This is a genomic window from Nocardioides szechwanensis (genome assembly GCF_900103935.1).
Lineage (GTDB): Bacteria > Actinomycetota > Actinomycetes > Propionibacteriales > Nocardioidaceae > Nocardioides > Nocardioides szechwanensis.
The window spans coordinates 37,206-53,490 of the sequence record NZ_FNIC01000006.1 but is presented as its reverse complement, the minus strand read 5'-3'; the positions used below and the strand labels follow the sequence as shown (position 1 = coordinate 53,490).

Annotated in this window: 17 protein-coding genes; 15 read left to right on the top strand and 2 right to left on the bottom strand. The window is 71.5% G+C overall.

What is annotated here, in order from left to right; translation table 11 throughout:
- The first annotated feature begins 15 nt into the window (after positions 1-15).
- Positions 16-1,032, top strand: a complete 1,017-nt coding sequence (locus BLR90_RS14460; RefSeq protein WP_091025942.1) for an NADPH:quinone reductase — start codon at positions 16-18, stop codon at positions 1,030-1,032.
- A 44-nt stretch (positions 1,033-1,076) separates the two neighbouring features.
- Here BLR90_RS14460 and BLR90_RS14455 read toward each other — a convergent pair whose 3' ends face one another.
- Positions 1,077-1,478 (bottom strand): YkvA family protein, encoded by a 402-nt coding sequence (locus tag BLR90_RS14455; RefSeq protein WP_091025941.1) that lies wholly within the window; start codon positions 1,476-1,478, stop codon positions 1,077-1,079.
- 89 nt (positions 1,479-1,567) lie between these two features.
- Between BLR90_RS14455 and BLR90_RS14450 the strand changes: the two genes are divergently transcribed.
- Positions 1,568-2,035, top strand: a complete 468-nt coding sequence (locus BLR90_RS14450; RefSeq protein WP_091025940.1) for an NUDIX hydrolase — start codon at positions 1,568-1,570, stop codon at positions 2,033-2,035.
- 50 nt (positions 2,036-2,085) lie between these two features.
- Here the strand turns inward: BLR90_RS14450 and BLR90_RS14445 are convergent, their stop codons facing one another.
- Positions 2,086-2,493 (bottom strand): PPOX class F420-dependent oxidoreductase, encoded by a 408-nt coding sequence (locus tag BLR90_RS14445; protein ID WP_091025939.1) that lies wholly within the window; start codon positions 2,491-2,493, stop codon positions 2,086-2,088.
- A 185-nt stretch (positions 2,494-2,678) separates the two neighbouring features.
- On the opposite strand from BLR90_RS14445, the gene pyrR reads away from it, so the two are divergent.
- The 13 genes from pyrR to metK all read left to right on the top strand — a co-directional run bounded on the left by pyrR (position 2,679) and on the right by metK (position 16,229).
- Positions 2,679-3,281: a bifunctional pyr operon transcriptional regulator/uracil phosphoribosyltransferase PyrR gene (gene pyrR / locus BLR90_RS14440; protein WP_091025938.1), complete on the top strand. Its 603-nt coding sequence runs from the start codon at positions 2,679-2,681 to the stop codon at positions 3,279-3,281.
- Positions 3,278-4,234, top strand: a complete 957-nt coding sequence (locus BLR90_RS14435) for an aspartate carbamoyltransferase catalytic subunit (RefSeq protein WP_091025937.1) — start codon at positions 3,278-3,280, stop codon at positions 4,232-4,234. The genes pyrR and BLR90_RS14435 overlap by 4 nt, the downstream gene beginning before the upstream one ends.
- Positions 4,231-5,517, top strand: coding sequence for a dihydroorotase (locus tag BLR90_RS14430; protein WP_091025936.1), 1,287 nt, complete (start codon positions 4,231-4,233; stop codon positions 5,515-5,517). Before BLR90_RS14435 ends, BLR90_RS14430 begins: the two co-directional genes overlap by 4 nt.
- On the top strand, positions 5,514-6,632 hold the full coding sequence (gene carA / locus BLR90_RS14425; protein ID WP_091025935.1) for a glutamine-hydrolyzing carbamoyl-phosphate synthase small subunit: 1,119 nt from the start codon (positions 5,514-5,516) through the stop codon (positions 6,630-6,632). Before BLR90_RS14430 ends, carA begins: the two co-directional genes overlap by 4 nt.
- A 1-nt stretch (position 6,633) precedes the next feature.
- Positions 6,634-9,966 (top strand): carbamoyl-phosphate synthase large subunit, encoded by a 3,333-nt coding sequence (carB, locus tag BLR90_RS14420; protein ID WP_091025934.1) that lies wholly within the window; start codon positions 6,634-6,636, stop codon positions 9,964-9,966.
- A complete protein-coding gene (locus BLR90_RS14415; protein ID WP_245715328.1) occupies positions 9,963-11,000 on the top strand; it encodes a quinone-dependent dihydroorotate dehydrogenase in 1,038 nt (345 codons plus the stop codon). Before carB ends, BLR90_RS14415 begins: the two co-directional genes overlap by 4 nt.
- Positions 10,997-11,821 carry an orotidine-5'-phosphate decarboxylase gene (gene pyrF, locus BLR90_RS14410; protein ID WP_091025932.1) on the top strand — a complete coding sequence of 275 codons (825 nt, stop codon included), beginning with the start codon at positions 10,997-10,999 and terminating at the stop codon, positions 11,819-11,821. The genes BLR90_RS14415 and pyrF overlap by 4 nt, the downstream gene beginning before the upstream one ends.
- Positions 11,818-12,264 carry a hypothetical protein gene (locus BLR90_RS14405; protein ID WP_091025931.1) on the top strand — a complete coding sequence of 149 codons (447 nt, stop codon included), beginning with the start codon at positions 11,818-11,820 and terminating at the stop codon, positions 12,262-12,264. The genes pyrF and BLR90_RS14405 overlap by 4 nt, the downstream gene beginning before the upstream one ends.
- A gap of 115 nt (positions 12,265-12,379) precedes the next feature.
- The gene (gene mihF / locus BLR90_RS14400; RefSeq protein WP_091025930.1) at positions 12,380-12,700 is read left to right on the top strand and encodes an integration host factor, actinobacterial type; all 321 of its coding nucleotides are present in this window, start codon (positions 12,380-12,382) and stop codon (positions 12,698-12,700) included.
- Positions 12,693-13,301: a guanylate kinase gene (gene gmk / locus BLR90_RS14395; protein ID WP_091025929.1), complete on the top strand. Its 609-nt coding sequence runs from the start codon at positions 12,693-12,695 to the stop codon at positions 13,299-13,301. The genes mihF and gmk overlap by 8 nt, the downstream gene beginning before the upstream one ends.
- A 50-nt stretch (positions 13,302-13,351) precedes the next feature.
- Positions 13,352-13,684: a DNA-directed RNA polymerase subunit omega gene (gene rpoZ / locus BLR90_RS14390; RefSeq protein ID WP_091025928.1), complete on the top strand. Its 333-nt coding sequence runs from the start codon at positions 13,352-13,354 to the stop codon at positions 13,682-13,684.
- Between the two features lie 58 nt (positions 13,685-13,742).
- Positions 13,743-14,951 carry a bifunctional phosphopantothenoylcysteine decarboxylase/phosphopantothenate--cysteine ligase CoaBC gene (gene coaBC / locus BLR90_RS14385; RefSeq protein WP_245715327.1) on the top strand — a complete coding sequence of 403 codons (1,209 nt, stop codon included), beginning with the start codon at positions 13,743-13,745 and terminating at the stop codon, positions 14,949-14,951.
- A gap of 75 nt (positions 14,952-15,026) precedes the next feature.
- The gene (metK, locus tag BLR90_RS14380) at positions 15,027-16,229 is read left to right on the top strand and encodes a methionine adenosyltransferase (protein ID WP_091025926.1); all 1,203 of its coding nucleotides are present in this window, start codon (positions 15,027-15,029) and stop codon (positions 16,227-16,229) included.
- Positions 16,230-16,285: the final 56 nt, after the last annotated feature.

The following is a 16,285-nucleotide window of genomic DNA, read 5'->3' as shown; positions in this document are numbered from 1 at the left end:
CGCCTTGGCACTGACATGCGTGCAGTCGTCTACACCGAGACCGGTCCGTCCTCCGTCCTGAGCCTGGTGGAGCGTCCGACGCCCGAGCCGGGGCCGGGGGAGGTGCGGGTCCGGCTGGTGCGGTCGGGCGTCAACCCGACCGACTGGAAGTTCCGGGCCGGCATGTCCCAGGGCTACGACGAGGTGGTGCCGGGCCAGGACGGTGCCGGCATCGTCGCCGCGCTTGGTGAGGGCGTGCGCGGGTTGGCCGTCGGTGACCGGGTGTGGCTGGTGCTCGCCCAGTACGGCCGGGCCGGAGGTACGGCGGCCGAGCTCACCGTCCAGCCCGCCGAGCAGGTGATCCCGCTGCCGGACGGTGCCGACTTCGACCTCGGCGCGAGCCTCGGCGTACCTGCCGTGACCGCACACCGCGCGCTGACCGGGGCGCAGGACGGGCCCACCCGGCTCGGGCCCGGCACCCTCGCCGGGCGGGTCGTGCTCGTGGCCGGCGGCGCGGGAGCCGTCGGCAACGCCGCGATCCAGCTGGCGCGCTGGTCGGGAGCGACCGTCGTCACGACGGTCAGCAGCGACGAGAAGGCAGCGCTCGCCACGGCCGCGGGCGCCCAGCACGTCGTCAACTACCGCACCGGCGACACCGCGCGGGAGGTCCTGGCGATCGCCCCGGACGGCGTGGACATCGCGGTCGAGGTGGCGCCGGCCCAGAACAACGCCCTCGACGTCGAGGTGGTGCGCAACCACGGAACGATCTCGATCTACGCCAACAACGGCGGTGAGACGTTCCCGATCGAGATCCGTCCGACGTTCTCACGCAACCTGCGCTACCAGTTCCTGCTGCTCTACACGCTGGACCGCGACCTCCTGCGGGCCGCGACCGAGGACGTCAGCGCGGCGGTGGCCGCCGGGGCGCTGCGGGTGGGGGAGGCCGCCGGGATGCCGCTGCACCACTTCGCTCTCGAGGACACCGCCGCGGCGCACGACGCCGTCGAGGCCGGGCTGGTCGGCAAGGTCCTGATCGACGTCGCTTCGTCCTGACCGAGGAGGGTGCTGCGCGCCGCGCCGGTGGTGCGGAGGTCGGTTCAGCGGGAGCTGAGGCGGCGTGCGGCGTCCAGGCCGGCGGGAGTGCCCGGCCAGTGGCGCTCGAGCGCCTCCGGCCCGGCGGCGCGTACCACGGACCGCAGCGCCAGGGCGACGACGAGCACGTCGTCGGCGTACCCGACCACCGGCAGGAAGTCCGGCACCAGGTCGACGGGCATCGCCAGGTAGGCGACCGTGAGCCCGATCCGCCAGCGCACTCCTCGGGGCAGGCTCGGGTCGGTGGCGAGGCGGCGCAACAGGCGGAGCACGTCCGGCAGCAGCCGCAGCGCCTCGCGCAGTGAGCCCGGGTCATCCTGGCGTCGCGCCACGGCGTACAGCGCCGCGACGGACGCGAGCCAGACGACGATCAGCCCACCGCCGACCGCGATCGCCGCCCCCCACATGGGGTCAGCGTGTCACGTGCTGAGTGGGCTGTGACTGGTGGGGCGAGCTGTCGCGGGGGTGGGCCAGCGCCTCGACGTAGCGTGGACGTATGCCGATCCCTGACTTCGTGGTCCGTCTGCGTGAGCACATCGGTCACGACCTGCTCTGGCTGCCCGGGGTGACCGCGGTGGTGCTGCGCGGCGACGAGGTACTGCTGGTGCGACGCTCCGACAACGGGCGGTGGGCGCCGGTCACCGGCATCGTGGACCCGGGCGAGCATCCTGCAGTGGCCGCCGCGCGGGAGACCGAGGAGGAGACCGGGGTCTCGTGCGAGGTCGAGGCACTGGTCTGGGTCAACGTCACCTCGGAGCGCACTCACGTCAACGGCGACCGGGCGCAGTACCTCGACCACACCTTCCGCTGCCGTTACGTCTCCGGGACGGCCCACGTCGCGGACGACGAGTCGTCGGAGGTGCGCTGGTGCCCGGTCGGCGACCTGCCGGAGATGGAGCCCGTGCTCGCCGAGCGGATCCACACCGCGGTCCGGCATCGGGGCGGCGTACGGCTGGACGGTTGAGGGCGCGGGTTTCCCATGCGCCCCAGCCTGACCGGCGAAACTGCGCCGCCTCAGTCCTTCGCAGCACCCCAGCCGTGCCAGCGGTCGACCTGCATCCAGGCGCTGACGCGGGGGCTGTCGCGCTTGGGGTAGGGGCCGCCGCCGTAGTGGGTGCTGAGGCGGTCGATGTCGACCAGGCCCTCGTCGTCGCGGATCTCGACGATGCGACCGATGAGCGAGACGTGGGTGTACCACTCGGCCTCGTCGAGGGCGGTCAGCGTGACGCGGGGGTCGCGGCGCAGGTGCTTGAGGCGGACCCGGGTCACGTCCATGTTGAGCAGGACGCGGTCGTCGTCCTCGAGGAGGTACCACGTGGCGACCGAGACCGGCTGGCCGTCGGAGCGGAGCGTGGCCACCACGGCCGGGTTGGGCTTGGTGAGCAGGGCACGGACGTCGTCGGGGAAGGGCAGCTCGGGCATGCGGGCCTCCTGGAGGAGCTGGGCGGGGGCTGTCCACGGTAGCCCCGTCCCCGAGAGGGTGTCCGAGGGCCGAGAAGCCGGAGAGCCGGTACGCCGCGGGGTCGCCCGGGCGGGTATGGTGGCGCCCGATCGACATCCTTTAACGAGCCGTCCTGTGAGGCGGAGAAGGAGGTCAAGCGCATCTCGTGTGTGCCCAGCCTGCAGACGCCAGCCCGACCGGTCGCGTCGTCCTCGACGCCCGTGACATCACCCGGGCGCTGACCCGGATCTCCCACGAGATCCTCGAACGCAACAAGGGCGCGGGTGACCTCGTCCTACTCGGCATCCCACGCCGTGGGGTGCCCCTTGCCCTGCGGATCGCCGAACGGATCTCCTCGGTGGAGGGGTTCCAGGTCCCGGTCGGGTCCCTCGACATCACGATGTACCGCGACGACCTCCGGATGAAGCCCGCACGGCCGCTGCTGCCGACCGAGATCCCGCCCGGCGGCATCGACGGCAAGGTCGTCGTCCTGGTCGACGACGTGCTCTTCTCCGGCCGCACCATCCGGGCCGCCCTCGACGCCCTCAACGACGTGGGGCGCCCCCAGGCCGTGCGCCTCGCGGTCCTCGTCGACCGCGGCCACCGCGAGCTGCCGATCCGCGCCGACTTCGTCGGCAAGAACCTGCCCACCTCGCTGGTCGAGCGGGTCAGCGTGCGCCTCGCCGAGACCGACGAGATCGACGCGGTGACGATCGACGGCACGATCGACGGGACGACCGACGCAACCCCTGAAGGGAGCCCCGCATGAAGCGGCACCTGCTGAGCGCGGCCGACCTGACCCGCGACGACGCCGAGCTGGTCCTGAGGACGGCCGAGGAGCTTCGCTCGCTAGCCGACCGGCCGATCAAGAAGCTGCCCGCGCTGCGCGGCCGCACGGTGGTCAACCTCTTCTTCGAGGACTCCACCCGCACCCGGATCTCCTTCGAGGCCGCCGCCAAGCGGCTGAGCGCCGACGTCATCAACTTCTCCGCGAAGGGCTCGAGCCTGTCGAAGGGCGAGAGCCTCAAGGACACCGCGCTCACGCTGGAGGCGATGGGCGCCGACGCGGTCGTCGTACGCCACGGCGCCAGCGGCGCCCCGCACCGGCTGGCCCACTCGGGCTGGGTGCGCTCGAGCGTGGTCAACGCCGGCGACGGCACCCACGAGCACCCCACGCAGGCGCTGCTCGACGCGTTCACGATGTGGCGCCACCTCGGCTCGCTCGACGGACGCCGGGTGGCGATCGTCGGCGACGTGCTGCACAGCCGGGTCGCGCGCTCCAACGCGCTGCTGCTCCACACGCTCGGCGCCGAGGTCACGCTGGTCGCGCCGCCCACGCTCTTCCCGGTCGGCATCGACACCTGGGGCGTCGAGACGTCGTACGACCTCGACGCGGTGCTGCCCAAGGCCGACGTCGTGATGATGCTGCGGGTGCAGCGCGAGCGGATGAACGCGTCGTTCTTCCCGACCGCGCGGGAGTACTCCCGCCGCTACGGCCTCGACGGCAAGCGGATGCGCACCCTCCAGGACCACACGATCGTGATGCACCCCGGGCCGATGGTCCGCGGCATGGAGATCACCGCCGACGTGGCCGACTCCGACCGCTCCGTGATCGTCGAGCAGGTCACCAACGGCGTCGCCGTACGGATGGCCGTCCTCTACCTCCTGCTCAGTGGCGCCGAGGGCGTCGCCGGCGCCGACGAAAGTGAGAACGACGCGTGACCGCGTACCTGATCAAGAACGTCGCCATCCTCGGCGGCGCCCCCACCGACCTGCTGCTCGAGGACGGCGTGGTCGCCTCCATCGGGGCGGGAGTCTCGGCCGACGGCGCGGAGGTTATCGACGCCACCGGGCTGATCGCCCTGCCCGGCCTGGTCGACCTGCACACGCACCTGCGCGAGCCGGGCCGTGAGGACGCCGAGACCGTCGAGTCCGGCACCCAGGCCGCGGCGCTGGGCGGCTTCACCGCCGTCCACGCGATGGCCAACACCGAGCCGGTGGCCGACACCGCCGGGGTCGTCGAGCAGGTCTGGCGGCTGGGACGCGAGGCCGGCTACTGCGACGTCTACCCGGTGGGTGCGGTCACCGTCGGCCTGGCCGGCACGCAGCTGGCCGAGCTCGGCGCGATGGCCGACTCGGCCGCCCGGGTCCGGGTCTTCTCCGACGACGGCAAGTGCGTGAGCGACGCGGTGCTGATGCGCCGGGCGCTGGAGTACGTCAAGGCGTTCGACGGCGTCATCGCCCAGCACGCGCAGGAGCCCCGGCTGACCGAGGGTGCCCAGATGAACGAGGGCGACCTCTCCGGGCGGCTCGGGCTGGCCGGCTGGCCGGCCGTCGCCGAGGAGGCGATCATCGCCCGCGACTGCCTGCTCGCGGCCCACGTCGGCTCCCGCCTCCACGTCTGCCACGTCTCCACCGCCGGGTCGGTCGAGATCGTCCGCTGGGCCAAGTCGAAGGGCTGGAACGTCACCGCCGAGGCCTGCCCCCACCACCTGCTGCTGACCGACGAGCTGGCCGCCAGCTACAACCCGATCTACAAGGTCAACCCGCCGCTGCGTACGGCGGCCGACGGCGAGGCCCTGCGCGCCGGCCTGGCCGACGGGACCATCGACATCGTCGCCACCGACCACGCCCCGCACCCGCACGAGGACAAGGACTGCGAGTGGGCGGCCGCCGCGTTCGGCATGCTCGGCCTCGAGACCGCGCTGTCGATCGTGCAGGAGACGATGGTCGACCCCGGCCTGCTCGACTGGGCCGGCGTCGCCGACCGGATGTCCTACGCCCCGGCCCGGATCGGCCGGGTCAGCGACCACGGCCGGCCGATCGAGCAGGGCGCGCCCGCCAACGTCGTCCTCTACGACCCCAGCGTGCGCCGCACCGTCGAGCCGTCGGAGTCCGCGTCGCTGAGCCGCAACACGCCGTACGCCGGCATGGAGCTGCCCGGCCGCGTCGTCGCGACGTTCCTGCGCGGCACCGCCACCGTCCTGGACGGGAAACTCCAGTGAGCGCCGCGCTGCTGGTCCTCGAGGACGGGCGGACGTTCCACGGTGAGGCCTACGGCGCCGTGGGGGAGACGTTCGGTGAGGCGGTCTTCAACACCGGCATGACCGGCTACCAGGAGACGCTGACCGACCCGTCCTACCACCGCCAGGTCGTCGTGATGACGGCTCCGCACATCGGCAACACCGGCGTCAACGACGAGGACCAGGAGTCGTCGCGGATCTGGGTGGCCGGGTACGTCGTGCGCGACCCGTCGCGGATCACCAGCAACTGGCGCTCCCGGCGCTCGCTCGACGACGAGCTGCGAAACCAGGGCGTCGTCGGCATCTCCGGCATCGACACCCGCGCGCTGACCCGCCACCTGCGCGAGCGCGGCGCGATGCGCGTCGGCATCTCCTCGACCGAGACCGACCCCGCGGCCCTGCTCACGCGGGTCAAGAGCGCCGACCAGATGAGCGGCACCGAGCTGGCCGGCGAGGTGTCGACGAAGGAGTCCTACGTCGTGCCGGCGCACGGTGAGAAGCGCTTCACCGTCGCCGCGCTCGACCTCGGGATCAAGACGATGACGCCCTACCGGATGGCCGAGCGTGGCATCGAGGTGCACGTGCTGCCGGCGACCTCGACCCTCGAGGAGGTGCTCGCGGTCAAGCCAGACGGGCTGTTCTTCTCCAACGGGCCCGGCGACCCCGCCGCGACCACCGACCAGGTCGAGCTGCTCCAGGGCGCGCTCGCCCAGGACCTGCCCTACTTCGGGATCTGCTTCGGCAACCAGCTGTTCGGCCGGGCCCTCGGCTTCGGCACCTACAAGCTCAAGTACGGCCACCGCGGCATCAACCAGCCGGTCATGGACCGCACCACCGGCAAGGTCGAGGTGACCGCCCACAACCACGGGTTCGCCGTCGACGCTCCTCTCGACGCGCCCACCGAGACGCCGTACGGCGTCGCGACGGTCAGCCACGTCTGCCTCAACGACGAAGTCGTGGAGGGGCTCGAGCTGCGCACCCCCGACGGGGAGCTGAAGAGCTTCTCCGTGCAGTACCACCCGGAGGCGGCCGCCGGGCCGCACGACGCGGCGTACCTCTTCGACCGGTTCGTCAGCCTGATGACGAAGGAGGCGTGACATGCCGAAGCGCGAGGACATCAAGAGCGTGATGGTGATCGGCTCCGGCCCTATCGTCATCGGCCAGGCCTGCGAGTTCGACTACTCCGGGACCCAGGCCTGCCGGGTGCTCAAGGAGGAGGGGATCCGGGTCATCCTGGTCAACTCCAACCCGGCCACGATCATGACCGACCCCCAGTTCGCCGACGCGACGTACGTCGAGCCGATCACCCCGGAGTTCGTCGAGAAGGTGATCGCCAAGGAGCGCCCCGACGCGCTGCTGGCCACGCTGGGCGGCCAGACCGCGCTCAACGCCGCGATGGCGCTGGACAAGGACGGCGTGCTCGAGAAGTACGGCGTCGAGCTGATCGGCGCCAGCATCGAGGCGATCAACCGCGGCGAGAACCGCCAGGTGTTCAAGAAGATCGTCGAGGAGCTGGGCGGCGAGTGCGCGCGCAGCGTCATCTGCCACTCGATGGACGACCTGCTCGCGGGCGCCGAGCAGCTCGGCTACCCGATGGTGGTACGCCCGTCGTTCACCATGGGCGGCACCGGCTCCGGCATGGCCTACGACGAGACCGACCTGCGCCGCATCGGCGGCTCCGGCCTGGTCGCCAGCCCGACCACCGAGGTGCTCCTCGAGGAGTCGATCATCGGCTGGAAGGAGTACGAGCTCGAGGTCATGCGCGACACCGCCGACAACGTGGTGATCATCTGCTCGATCGAGAACCTCGACCCGATGGGCGTCCACACCGGTGACTCGATCACCGTGGCGCCGGCGATGACGCTGACCGACCGCGAGTACCAGAAGATGCGCGACCTCGCGATCGGCATCATCCGCTCCGTCGGCGTCGACACCGGCGGCTGCAACATCCAGTATGCCGTCGACCCGGCCGACGGCCGGCTGATCGTCATCGAGATGAACCCGCGGGTGTCGCGCTCGTCGGCCCTGGCCAGCAAGGCCACCGGCTTCCCGATCGCCAAGATCGCGGCCAAGGTCGCGATCGGCTACACCCTCGACGAGATCCCCAACGACATCACCCGGGAGACGCCGGCCAGCTTCGAGCCGAGCCTCGACTACGTCGTGGTGAAGGTGCCGCGGTTCGCGTTCGAGAAGTTCCCCGGCGCCGACCCGGTCCTGACCACCCACATGAAGTCGGTGGGCGAGGCGATGGCGATCGGGCGCAACTTCACCGAGGCGCTCCAGAAGGCGCTGCGAAGCCTGGAGAGCAAGGACGCCGTCTTCGACTGGCACCAGGAGTGGGTCGAGCTCGACAAGGACGCCCTGCTGGCGGAGATCGCCATCCCGCACGACGGCCGGCTCAAGAAGGTCATGGACGCGATCCGGGCCGGAGCCACGCCCGAGGAGGTCCACGAGGCCACGAAGATCGACCCGTGGTTCGTCGACCAGCTCGCGCTGATCAACGAGGTCGCCGCCGAGGTGACCGAGGCTCCGCAGCTCACGCCCGGGCTGCTGCGCAAGGCCAAGCGGCACGGGTTCTCCGACCTCCAGATCGGCAAGATCCGCGGCATGACCGCTGACGTCGTACGCGGCGTCCGGCACGCGCTCGGGGTGCGCCCGGTCTACAAGACCGTCGACACCTGCGCGGCGGAGTTCGCCGCGGCCACGCCCTACCACTACTCGTCGTACGACGAGGAGTGCGAGGTCGTGCCGCGCGAGCGGCCGGCCGTGATCATCCTCGGCTCCGGGCCCAACCGGATCGGGCAGGGGATCGAGTTCGACTATTCCTGCGTGCACGCCTCCCTAGCGCTGAGCGAGGTCGGCTACGACACGATCATGGTCAACTGCAACCCCGAGACCGTCTCGACCGACTACGACACCTCCGACCGCCTCTACTTCGAGCCGCTGACGCTCGAGGACGTGCTCGAGATCGTCCACGTCGAGACGCAGGCCGGCCCGATCGCGGGCGTCATCTGCCAGCTCGGCGGGCAGACCCCGCTCGGGCTCGCGCAGGGCCTGGCCGACGCGGGCGTGCCCATCGTCGGCACCTCGCCCGAGGCGATCCACCTCGCCGAGGAGCGCGGCGCCTTCGGGCGGGTCCTCCACGAGGCCGGGCTGCCCGCGCCCAAGCACGGCATGGCGTCGTCGTTCCACGAGGCGCAGGAGATCGCGGCCGAGATCGGCTACCCGGTGCTCGTGCGGCCGTCCTACGTCCTCGGCGGGCGCGGCATGGAGATCGTCTACGACGACACCGCGCTCGAGGGCTACATCACCCGCGCCACCGCGATCAGCCCCGAGCACCCCGTGCTGGTCGACCGGTTCATCGACGACGCCGTCGAGATCGACGTCGACGCGCTGTTCGACGGCGAGGAGCTCTACCTCGGCGGCGTGATGGAGCACATCGAGGAGGCCGGCATCCACTCCGGCGACTCGTCCTGCGCGCTGCCGCCGATCACCCTGGGCGCGGCCGAGATCTCGCGGATCCGCGAGGCCACCGAGGCGATCGCCCGCGGGGTGGGCGTGGTCGGGCTGATCAACATCCAGTTCGCGCTCGGCTCCGACGTGCTCTACGTGCTCGAGGCCAACCCGCGTGCCTCCCGCACGGTCCCCTTCGTTTCCAAGGCGACCGCCGTGCCCCTGGCCAAGGCGGCGGCGCGGATCATGCTCGGCGAGTCCGTCGCGTCGCTGCGCGCTGCCGGCGTACTCGCGGCTGTCGGCGACGGGGGAGACCTGCCACCCGACGCGCCGATCGCGGTCAAGGAGGCGGTCATGCCCTTCAACCGCTTCAAGACGCCCGACGGCAAGACCGTCGACACCGTGCTCGGCCCGGAGATGCGCTCGACCGGTGAGGTCATGGGCTTCGACGCGGTCTTCGGTACGGCGTTCGCCAAGTCGCAGACCGCCGCCTACGGGTCCCTGCCCACCAGCGGCAAGGTGTTCGTGTCGATGGCCAACCGTGACAAGCGGACGATGATCTTCCCGATCAAGCGGCTCGCCGACCTCGGCTTCGAGGTGCTCGCCACCCAGGGCACCGCGGAGGTGCTGCGCCGCAACGGCATCACCGCGACCGTCGTGCGCAAGCACTTCGAGGGCGAGGGCCCGAACGGCGAGAAGACCACGGTCCAGCTGATCGCCGACGGCGAGATCGACCTGATCGTCAACACCCCGCACGGGTCGGCGGGCGGTGGCTCGGCGCGCATCGACGGCTACGAGATCCGCACCGCCGCCGTGCAGGCCAACATCCCGTGCATCACCACCGTGCAGGGGCTGGGGGCCGCGGTGCACGGCATCGAGGCGCTGATCGAGGGCAACATCGGGGTGCGCTCGCTGCAGGACTGGGCCCGCCGCGAGCCCTTCGAGACGCCTCGTCCCTCGGCTCCTCAGGACAAGTGACGTTGTATAGCCTGCTGTTCGACCACGGCCTCACGAGGATCGACCCCGAGACCGCCCACCACCTGGGCTTTCGCGGGATCCGGGTGGCGGCTCCGGCGCTGCGCGCGCTGGGGCGCCCGGGCGATCCCGTGGAGGCGCTCGGGCTGACCTTCCCCAACGTCCTCGGCCTGGCCGCGGGGTTCGACAAGAACGCCGTCGGCATCGACGCGCTGGCGGCGCTCGGCTTCGGCCACGTCGAGATCGGCACGGTCACCGGCGAGGCCCAACCGGGCAACCCGCGGCCGCGGCTGTTCCGGCTGCCGAGGGACCGTGCGGTCGTCAACCGGATGGGTTTCAACAACGACGGCGCCGAGGTCGTCGCCGCTCGCCTGGAGCGGCGCGCCCGCCGTGGCGACACCGTCCTGGGGGTCAACATCGGCAAGACCAAGGTGGTGCCGGACGACGACCAGGCGGCGGTGGAGGCCGACTACGAGAAGAGCGCCCGGCTGTTGACGCCTCACGCCGACTACCTCGTGGTCAACGTCAGCAGCCCCAACACACCCGGCCTGCGCAACCTCCAGTCGGTGGAGAAGCTCGAGCCCCTGCTCCAGCGAGTACGCCGTACCGCCGACGAGGCCTGTCCCCGGCGACGCGTGCCGCTGCTGGTCAAGATCGCCCCGGACCTGGCCGACGACGACGTGCTCGCCGTGGCCGACCTGGCGCTGGCGATCGGCCTCGACGGGATCATCGCCACCAACACGACGATCTCGCGCGACGGACTGCGCACCGACGCCGCCGAGGTCGGGCGGACCGGCGCCGGGGGACTGTCCGGGCGGCCGCTGACGGCGCGCGCGCTCGACGTCACGCGGATGCTGCGCCAGCGCGTCGGGACCGACCTCACCCTGATCGGGGTCGGCGGGATCACCACGGTCGACGACGCGCGGGCCCGGCTCGACGCGGGGGCCGACCTGCTGCAGGGCTACACGGCGTTCATCTACGAGGGGCCGCTCTGGCCGCGACGCATCATCAAGGGAGTCAAGGGAGTGACCAGATGACCTTCGGAGCCCGAGTGCACGCGGCGCTGGCCGCCCGCGGCCCGTTCTGCGTGGGCATCGACCCGCACTCCGGCCTGCTCCACGACTGGGGCCTGGCCGACGACGTCGCCGGCCTCGAGCGCTTCGCGCTCACCGTGGTCGAGGCGGTCGCCCCGGTCTGCTCCGTGGTCAAGCCGCAGTCGGCGTTCTACGAGCGCTTCGGCAGCCGCGGGGTCGCGGTGCTCGAGCGGGTGATCGCCGAGTCCCGAGCCGCGGGAGCCCTGGTGCTCCTCGACGTCAAGCGCGGCGACATCGGCTCCACCTCGCAGGCCTACGCCGACGCCTACCTCGACCCGTCCTCGCCGCTGGCCTCCGACGCGATCACCGCCAGCCCCTACCTCGGCTTCGGCTCGCTCGACCCGATGTTCGACACCGCCCGCAAGCACGACGCCGGCGTCTTCGTGCTGGCCCTCACCTCCAACAAGGAAGGCCCCGAGGTCCAGGGAGCTCGGGTCGAGGGCGGGGCCGACGGGCAGAGCGTGGGCGGCCTGATGATCGAGCACCTGCGCCGCCTCAACGACGGCGCCCAGCCGCTCGGCTCGTTCGGCGCGGTCGTCGGCGCGACCATCGGCGACACCGACGTCGACCTCGACTTCAACGGCCCCGTCCTCGCCCCGGGCTACGGCGCCCAGGGCGGCACCATCGCCGACATCCGGCGGATCTTCGGCTCGGCCAGCGGTCACGTCATCGCCAGCTCCTCGCGTGAGGTGCTGCGCCTCGGGCCCGACGTGGCGGCCATGCGCGACGCCGTCCACGTCGCCAACGACGAGCTGCGCGCGTGAGGGCCCTCGTCGCCGGAGTGCTGGCAGCGGCGCTGGCCGGAGGGCTCACGGCGTGCGGCGAGGACGACCCCTACGCCGACTACTGCGCGGAGGTGAAGGCGCAGCAGAAGGCGCTCACCGAGGCACAGGCCGCCGGTGGCCCCACCGCGCTCATCGACGCCCTGCCCAGCTTTCGCGCCCTCCAGGAGGAGTCACCGCGCGACATCGCCGACGAGTGGGACCTCCTCGTCGGCCGGGTCGAGGCCCTGGTCGAGGCGTTCGAGGCCGCCGACGTCGACCCCTCGACCTACGACCGGGACCAGCCGCCGGCGGGCCTCAGCGCCGACGAGAAGACCGCCATCGACGCGGCCGCGGGGGAGCTGACGGCGCCCTCGACCGTGCAGGCCTCCGAGGGCGTGCAGCAGCAGGCGCTCGACGTGTGCAAGACACCGCTCGCCTTCTGAGCGGTTTCTGCAACGTGTTCTGATCGCGCGATTGCCGCTCCGTCGCAGTTCTGACTAGATTGACCTCTCAGCGGCTCTTGCTCCCCCCGCCTTGACGACCGAAGGACCATTGCTCGTGGCTCTGCCCCCGCTCACCACCGAACAGCGTCACGCAGCGCTCGCGAAGGCCGCCGCCTCCCGCCGCGAACGCGCCGAGGTGAAGAACCGGCTCAAGAACTCCGGCGCCTCCATCGTCGAGGTGCTGCACCAGGGGCAGACCAACGAGGTCATCGGCAAGATGCGGGTCGTCGACCTCCTGCAGTCGATGCCCGGCCTGGGCAAGGTCCGCGCCCGCCAGACCATGGAGCGCCTCGGCATCGCCGAGAGCCGCCGGGTGCGCGGGCTGGGCACCAAGCAGGTCGCCGCTTTGGAGCGCGAGTTCGCACCGGGTGACTGACTCTCAGCACCAGCACCCGTCGCCCACCCGGCTCGTCGTGCTCGCCGGCCCCACCGCGGTCGGAAAGGGCACGGTCGCGGCCGCGATCCGCGAGCACCACCCCGAGGTGTGGATCTCGGTCTCCGCGACGACCCGCAAGCCGCGCCCCGGCGAGGCCGACGGCGTCCACTACTGGTTCGTCAGCGACGGCGAGTTCGATCGCATGGTCGCCGAGGGCGAGCTCCTGGAGTGGGCGGTGGTCCACCAGGCCGCCCGCTACGGCACGCCGCGGGCCCCCGTGGAGGCGACGCTGGCCTCCGGCCGCCCCGCCATGCTGGAGATCGACCTGCAGGGCGCCCGCCAGGTCCGCGAGACGATGCCGGAGGCGCTGTTCGTCTTCCTGAAGCCCCCGTCGTGGGACGAGCTCGTCCGCCGCCTGGTCGGCCGGGGCACCGAGAGCGAGGCCGAGCGGGAGCGCCGACTGGCCACCGCGCGCGACGAGCTGGCCGCCGAGGCGGAGTTCGACCTCACCATCGTCAACCACGAAGTACGCGTTGCAGCCGATCAGTTGGTAACCTTGATGACACTGGGTCCGGACGCGTCGTCCCACGACGCCGACTGACCCCACCAAGAACCCCGATCTCGGCCCACAACCTCTGCGAGGCTTTACGCGTGTCTGCGCCCAACATCGACGCTCAGGGTGTCACCAACCCTTCGATCGACGACCTGCTCACCAAGACCGACAGCAAGTACAAGCTGGTGCTCTACAGCGCCAAGCGGGCGCGGCAGATCAACGCCTACTACTCCCAGCTGGGCGAGGGCCTGCTCGAGTACGTCGGTCCGCTCGTCGACACCCACGTGCAGGAGAAGCCCCTCTCGATCGCGCTTCGCGAGATCAACCAGGACCTGCTGACCTGCGAGGACGTCGACCCGGCCGAGCTCGCCGCCGAGGAGGCCGCTGCCAAGCAGGCCGCCATCGACGCATCCTTCACGTCGAACGAGTGATCCGCTGAGCATCACCAGCTCTCACGAGGCCGCGCCCCCCACCGGGGCGCGGCCCCGTGTGGTTCTGGGGGTCTCCGGGGGCATCGCCGCCTACAAGGCCTGCGAGCTGCTGCGGCGGCTCACCGAGTCCGGCCACGACGTGACCGTCGTACCCACGGCGGCGGCGCTGGAGTTCGTCGGCGCGCCCACCTGGGCGGGCCTGTCGGGCAAGCCCGTGTCGACCTCGGTGTGGGACGACGTCCACCAGGTGCCCCACGTGCGGATCGGCCAGAGCGCCGACCTCGTGGTCGTGGCGCCGGCCACCGCCGACCTGCTGGCCAAGGCCGCCCACGGGCTGGCCGACGACTTGCTGACCAACACGCTGCTGACCGCGCGCTGTCCGGTCGTGTTCGCGCCGGCCATGCACACCGAGATGTGGGAGCACCCCGCCACCCAGGCCAACGTCGACACCCTGCGCTCGCGCGGCGCGCTCGTGATCGAGCCCGCCGAGGGCCGCCTGACCGGCAAGGACACCGGCAAGGGCCGGCTGCCCGAGCCCGCCGAGATCTACGACGTCTGTGTCGACGTCCTCGCCTCCGGCGCCACCGGCCGCGGGCTCGACCTGGCCGGGCGCCACGTCGTGGTGTCGGCCGGCGGCACCCGCGAGTACCTCGACCCCGTGCGCTTCCTCGGCAACCGCTCGTCCGGGCTGCAGGGCTATGCCCTGGCCCGCACTGCGCAGGCCCGCGGCGCCGAGGTCACCCTGGTCGCCGCCAACGTCGCCCTGCCCGACCCGGCCGGGGTCAAGGTGGTGCGGGTCGAGACGACCGCCGAGCTGCACAGCGAGATGGTGGCCGCGGCCGCCGGTGCCGACGCGGTCGTGATGGCGGCCGCCCCGGCCGACTTCCGGCCCACCGGCGTCAGCGCCGCCAAGATCAAGAAGGCCGACGACGGGTCGTCCCCGAGCATCGAGCTGGTCCAGAACGCCGACATCCTCCACGAGCTCGCCCACCACCGCAGCCGCCCCGACTCCGTGGTCGTCGGCTTCGCGGCCGAGACCGGCGACGACAGCGGCTCCGTGCGCGAGCTCGCCGCGGCCAAGCTGGCCCGCAAGGGCTGCGACCTGCTGGTCGTCAACGACGTGAGCGGGGGAGCCGTGTTCGGCTCTCCCGACAACGAGGCGGTGATCCTGGCGAGCGACGGCACCGCGACCGACGTACCCCGCGGGTCGAAGACCGCCGTGGCGCACGCCATCTGGGACCAGGTCGTGCGCCGATTCGGTGCGTGAGACCGCCGTCTTGCATGCTGGTCCCTCAAATATGATCGAGCTCATCGAGTTCGCCGAACGGGAGTGAGTAGCACTGTGGCTGGACGTCTTTTCACCTCGGAGTCCGTGACCGAGGGCCACCCGGACAAGATCGCTGACCGCGTCAGCGACACCGTCCTGGACTACCTGATGGCCAACGACCCCGACAAGGAGAACCTCCGGGTCGCCGTCGAGACGCTCCTGACCACCGGCCTCGTGGTCGTCGCCGGCGAGGTGCGCACCAACGCCTACGCCCCGGTCGCCGACCTCGTGCGCAAGGCCATCCTCGACATCGGCTACGACTCGTCCGAGAAGGGCTTCGACGGCACCACGTGCGGCGTCCAGGTCGCCATCGGCGCGCAGTCCTCCGACATCGCCCAGGGCGTCGACCAGGGCCACGAGGCCCGCGTCGGCGACTCCGACGACGAGCTCGACCAGCGCGGCGCCGGCGACCAGGGCCTGATGTTCGGCTACGCCTGCGACGACACCGACGTCCTCATGCCGCTGCCGATCGTGATCGCCCAGCGCCTCGCCGAGAAGCTCACCGAGGTGCGCAAGAACGGCACCATGAGCAACCTGCGCCCCGACGGCAAGACCCAGGTCACCGTCGAGTACGACGAGGACGACCGCCCGGTGCGCATCGACACCGTGGTCCTCTCCACGCAGCACTCCGAGGAGACCGACCTCACCAAGCTCGAGGCCGAGATCAAGCAGAACGTCATCGACCCCGTGCTCGACACGATCGACCTGCCCTCCGAGGGCTACCACCTGCTGGTCAACCCGACCGGACGCTTCGTCGTCGGCGGCCCGATGGGCGACGCCGGCCTCACCGGCCGCAAGATCATCGTCGACACCTACGGCGGCATGGCCCGCCACGGCGGCGGCGCCTTCTCGGGCAAGGACCCGTCGAAGGTCGACCGCTCGGCCGCCTACGCCATGCGCTGGGTCGCCAAGAACGTCGTCGCCGCTGGCCTGGCCCGCCGCTGCGAGGTCCAGGTCGCCTACGCGATCGGCAAGGCCAAGCCTGTCGGCGTGTTCGTGGAGACCTTCGGCACCGGCATCGTCTCGGACGAGAAGATCCAGGAGGCCGTGCTCCAGGTCTTCGACCTGCGCCCCGCTGCGATCCTGCGCGACCTCGACCTGCTCCGCCCGATCTATGCCATGACCTCGGCCTACGGTCACTTCGGCCGCGAGCTGCCCGAGTTCACCTGGGAGCGCACCGACCGCGCCGACGCCCTCAAGGCTGCTGTCGAGGCCTGACCGCTTGCTCCACACGTTGACCCGCCCGAAACTTTCGGGCGGGTCAACGTGATTTG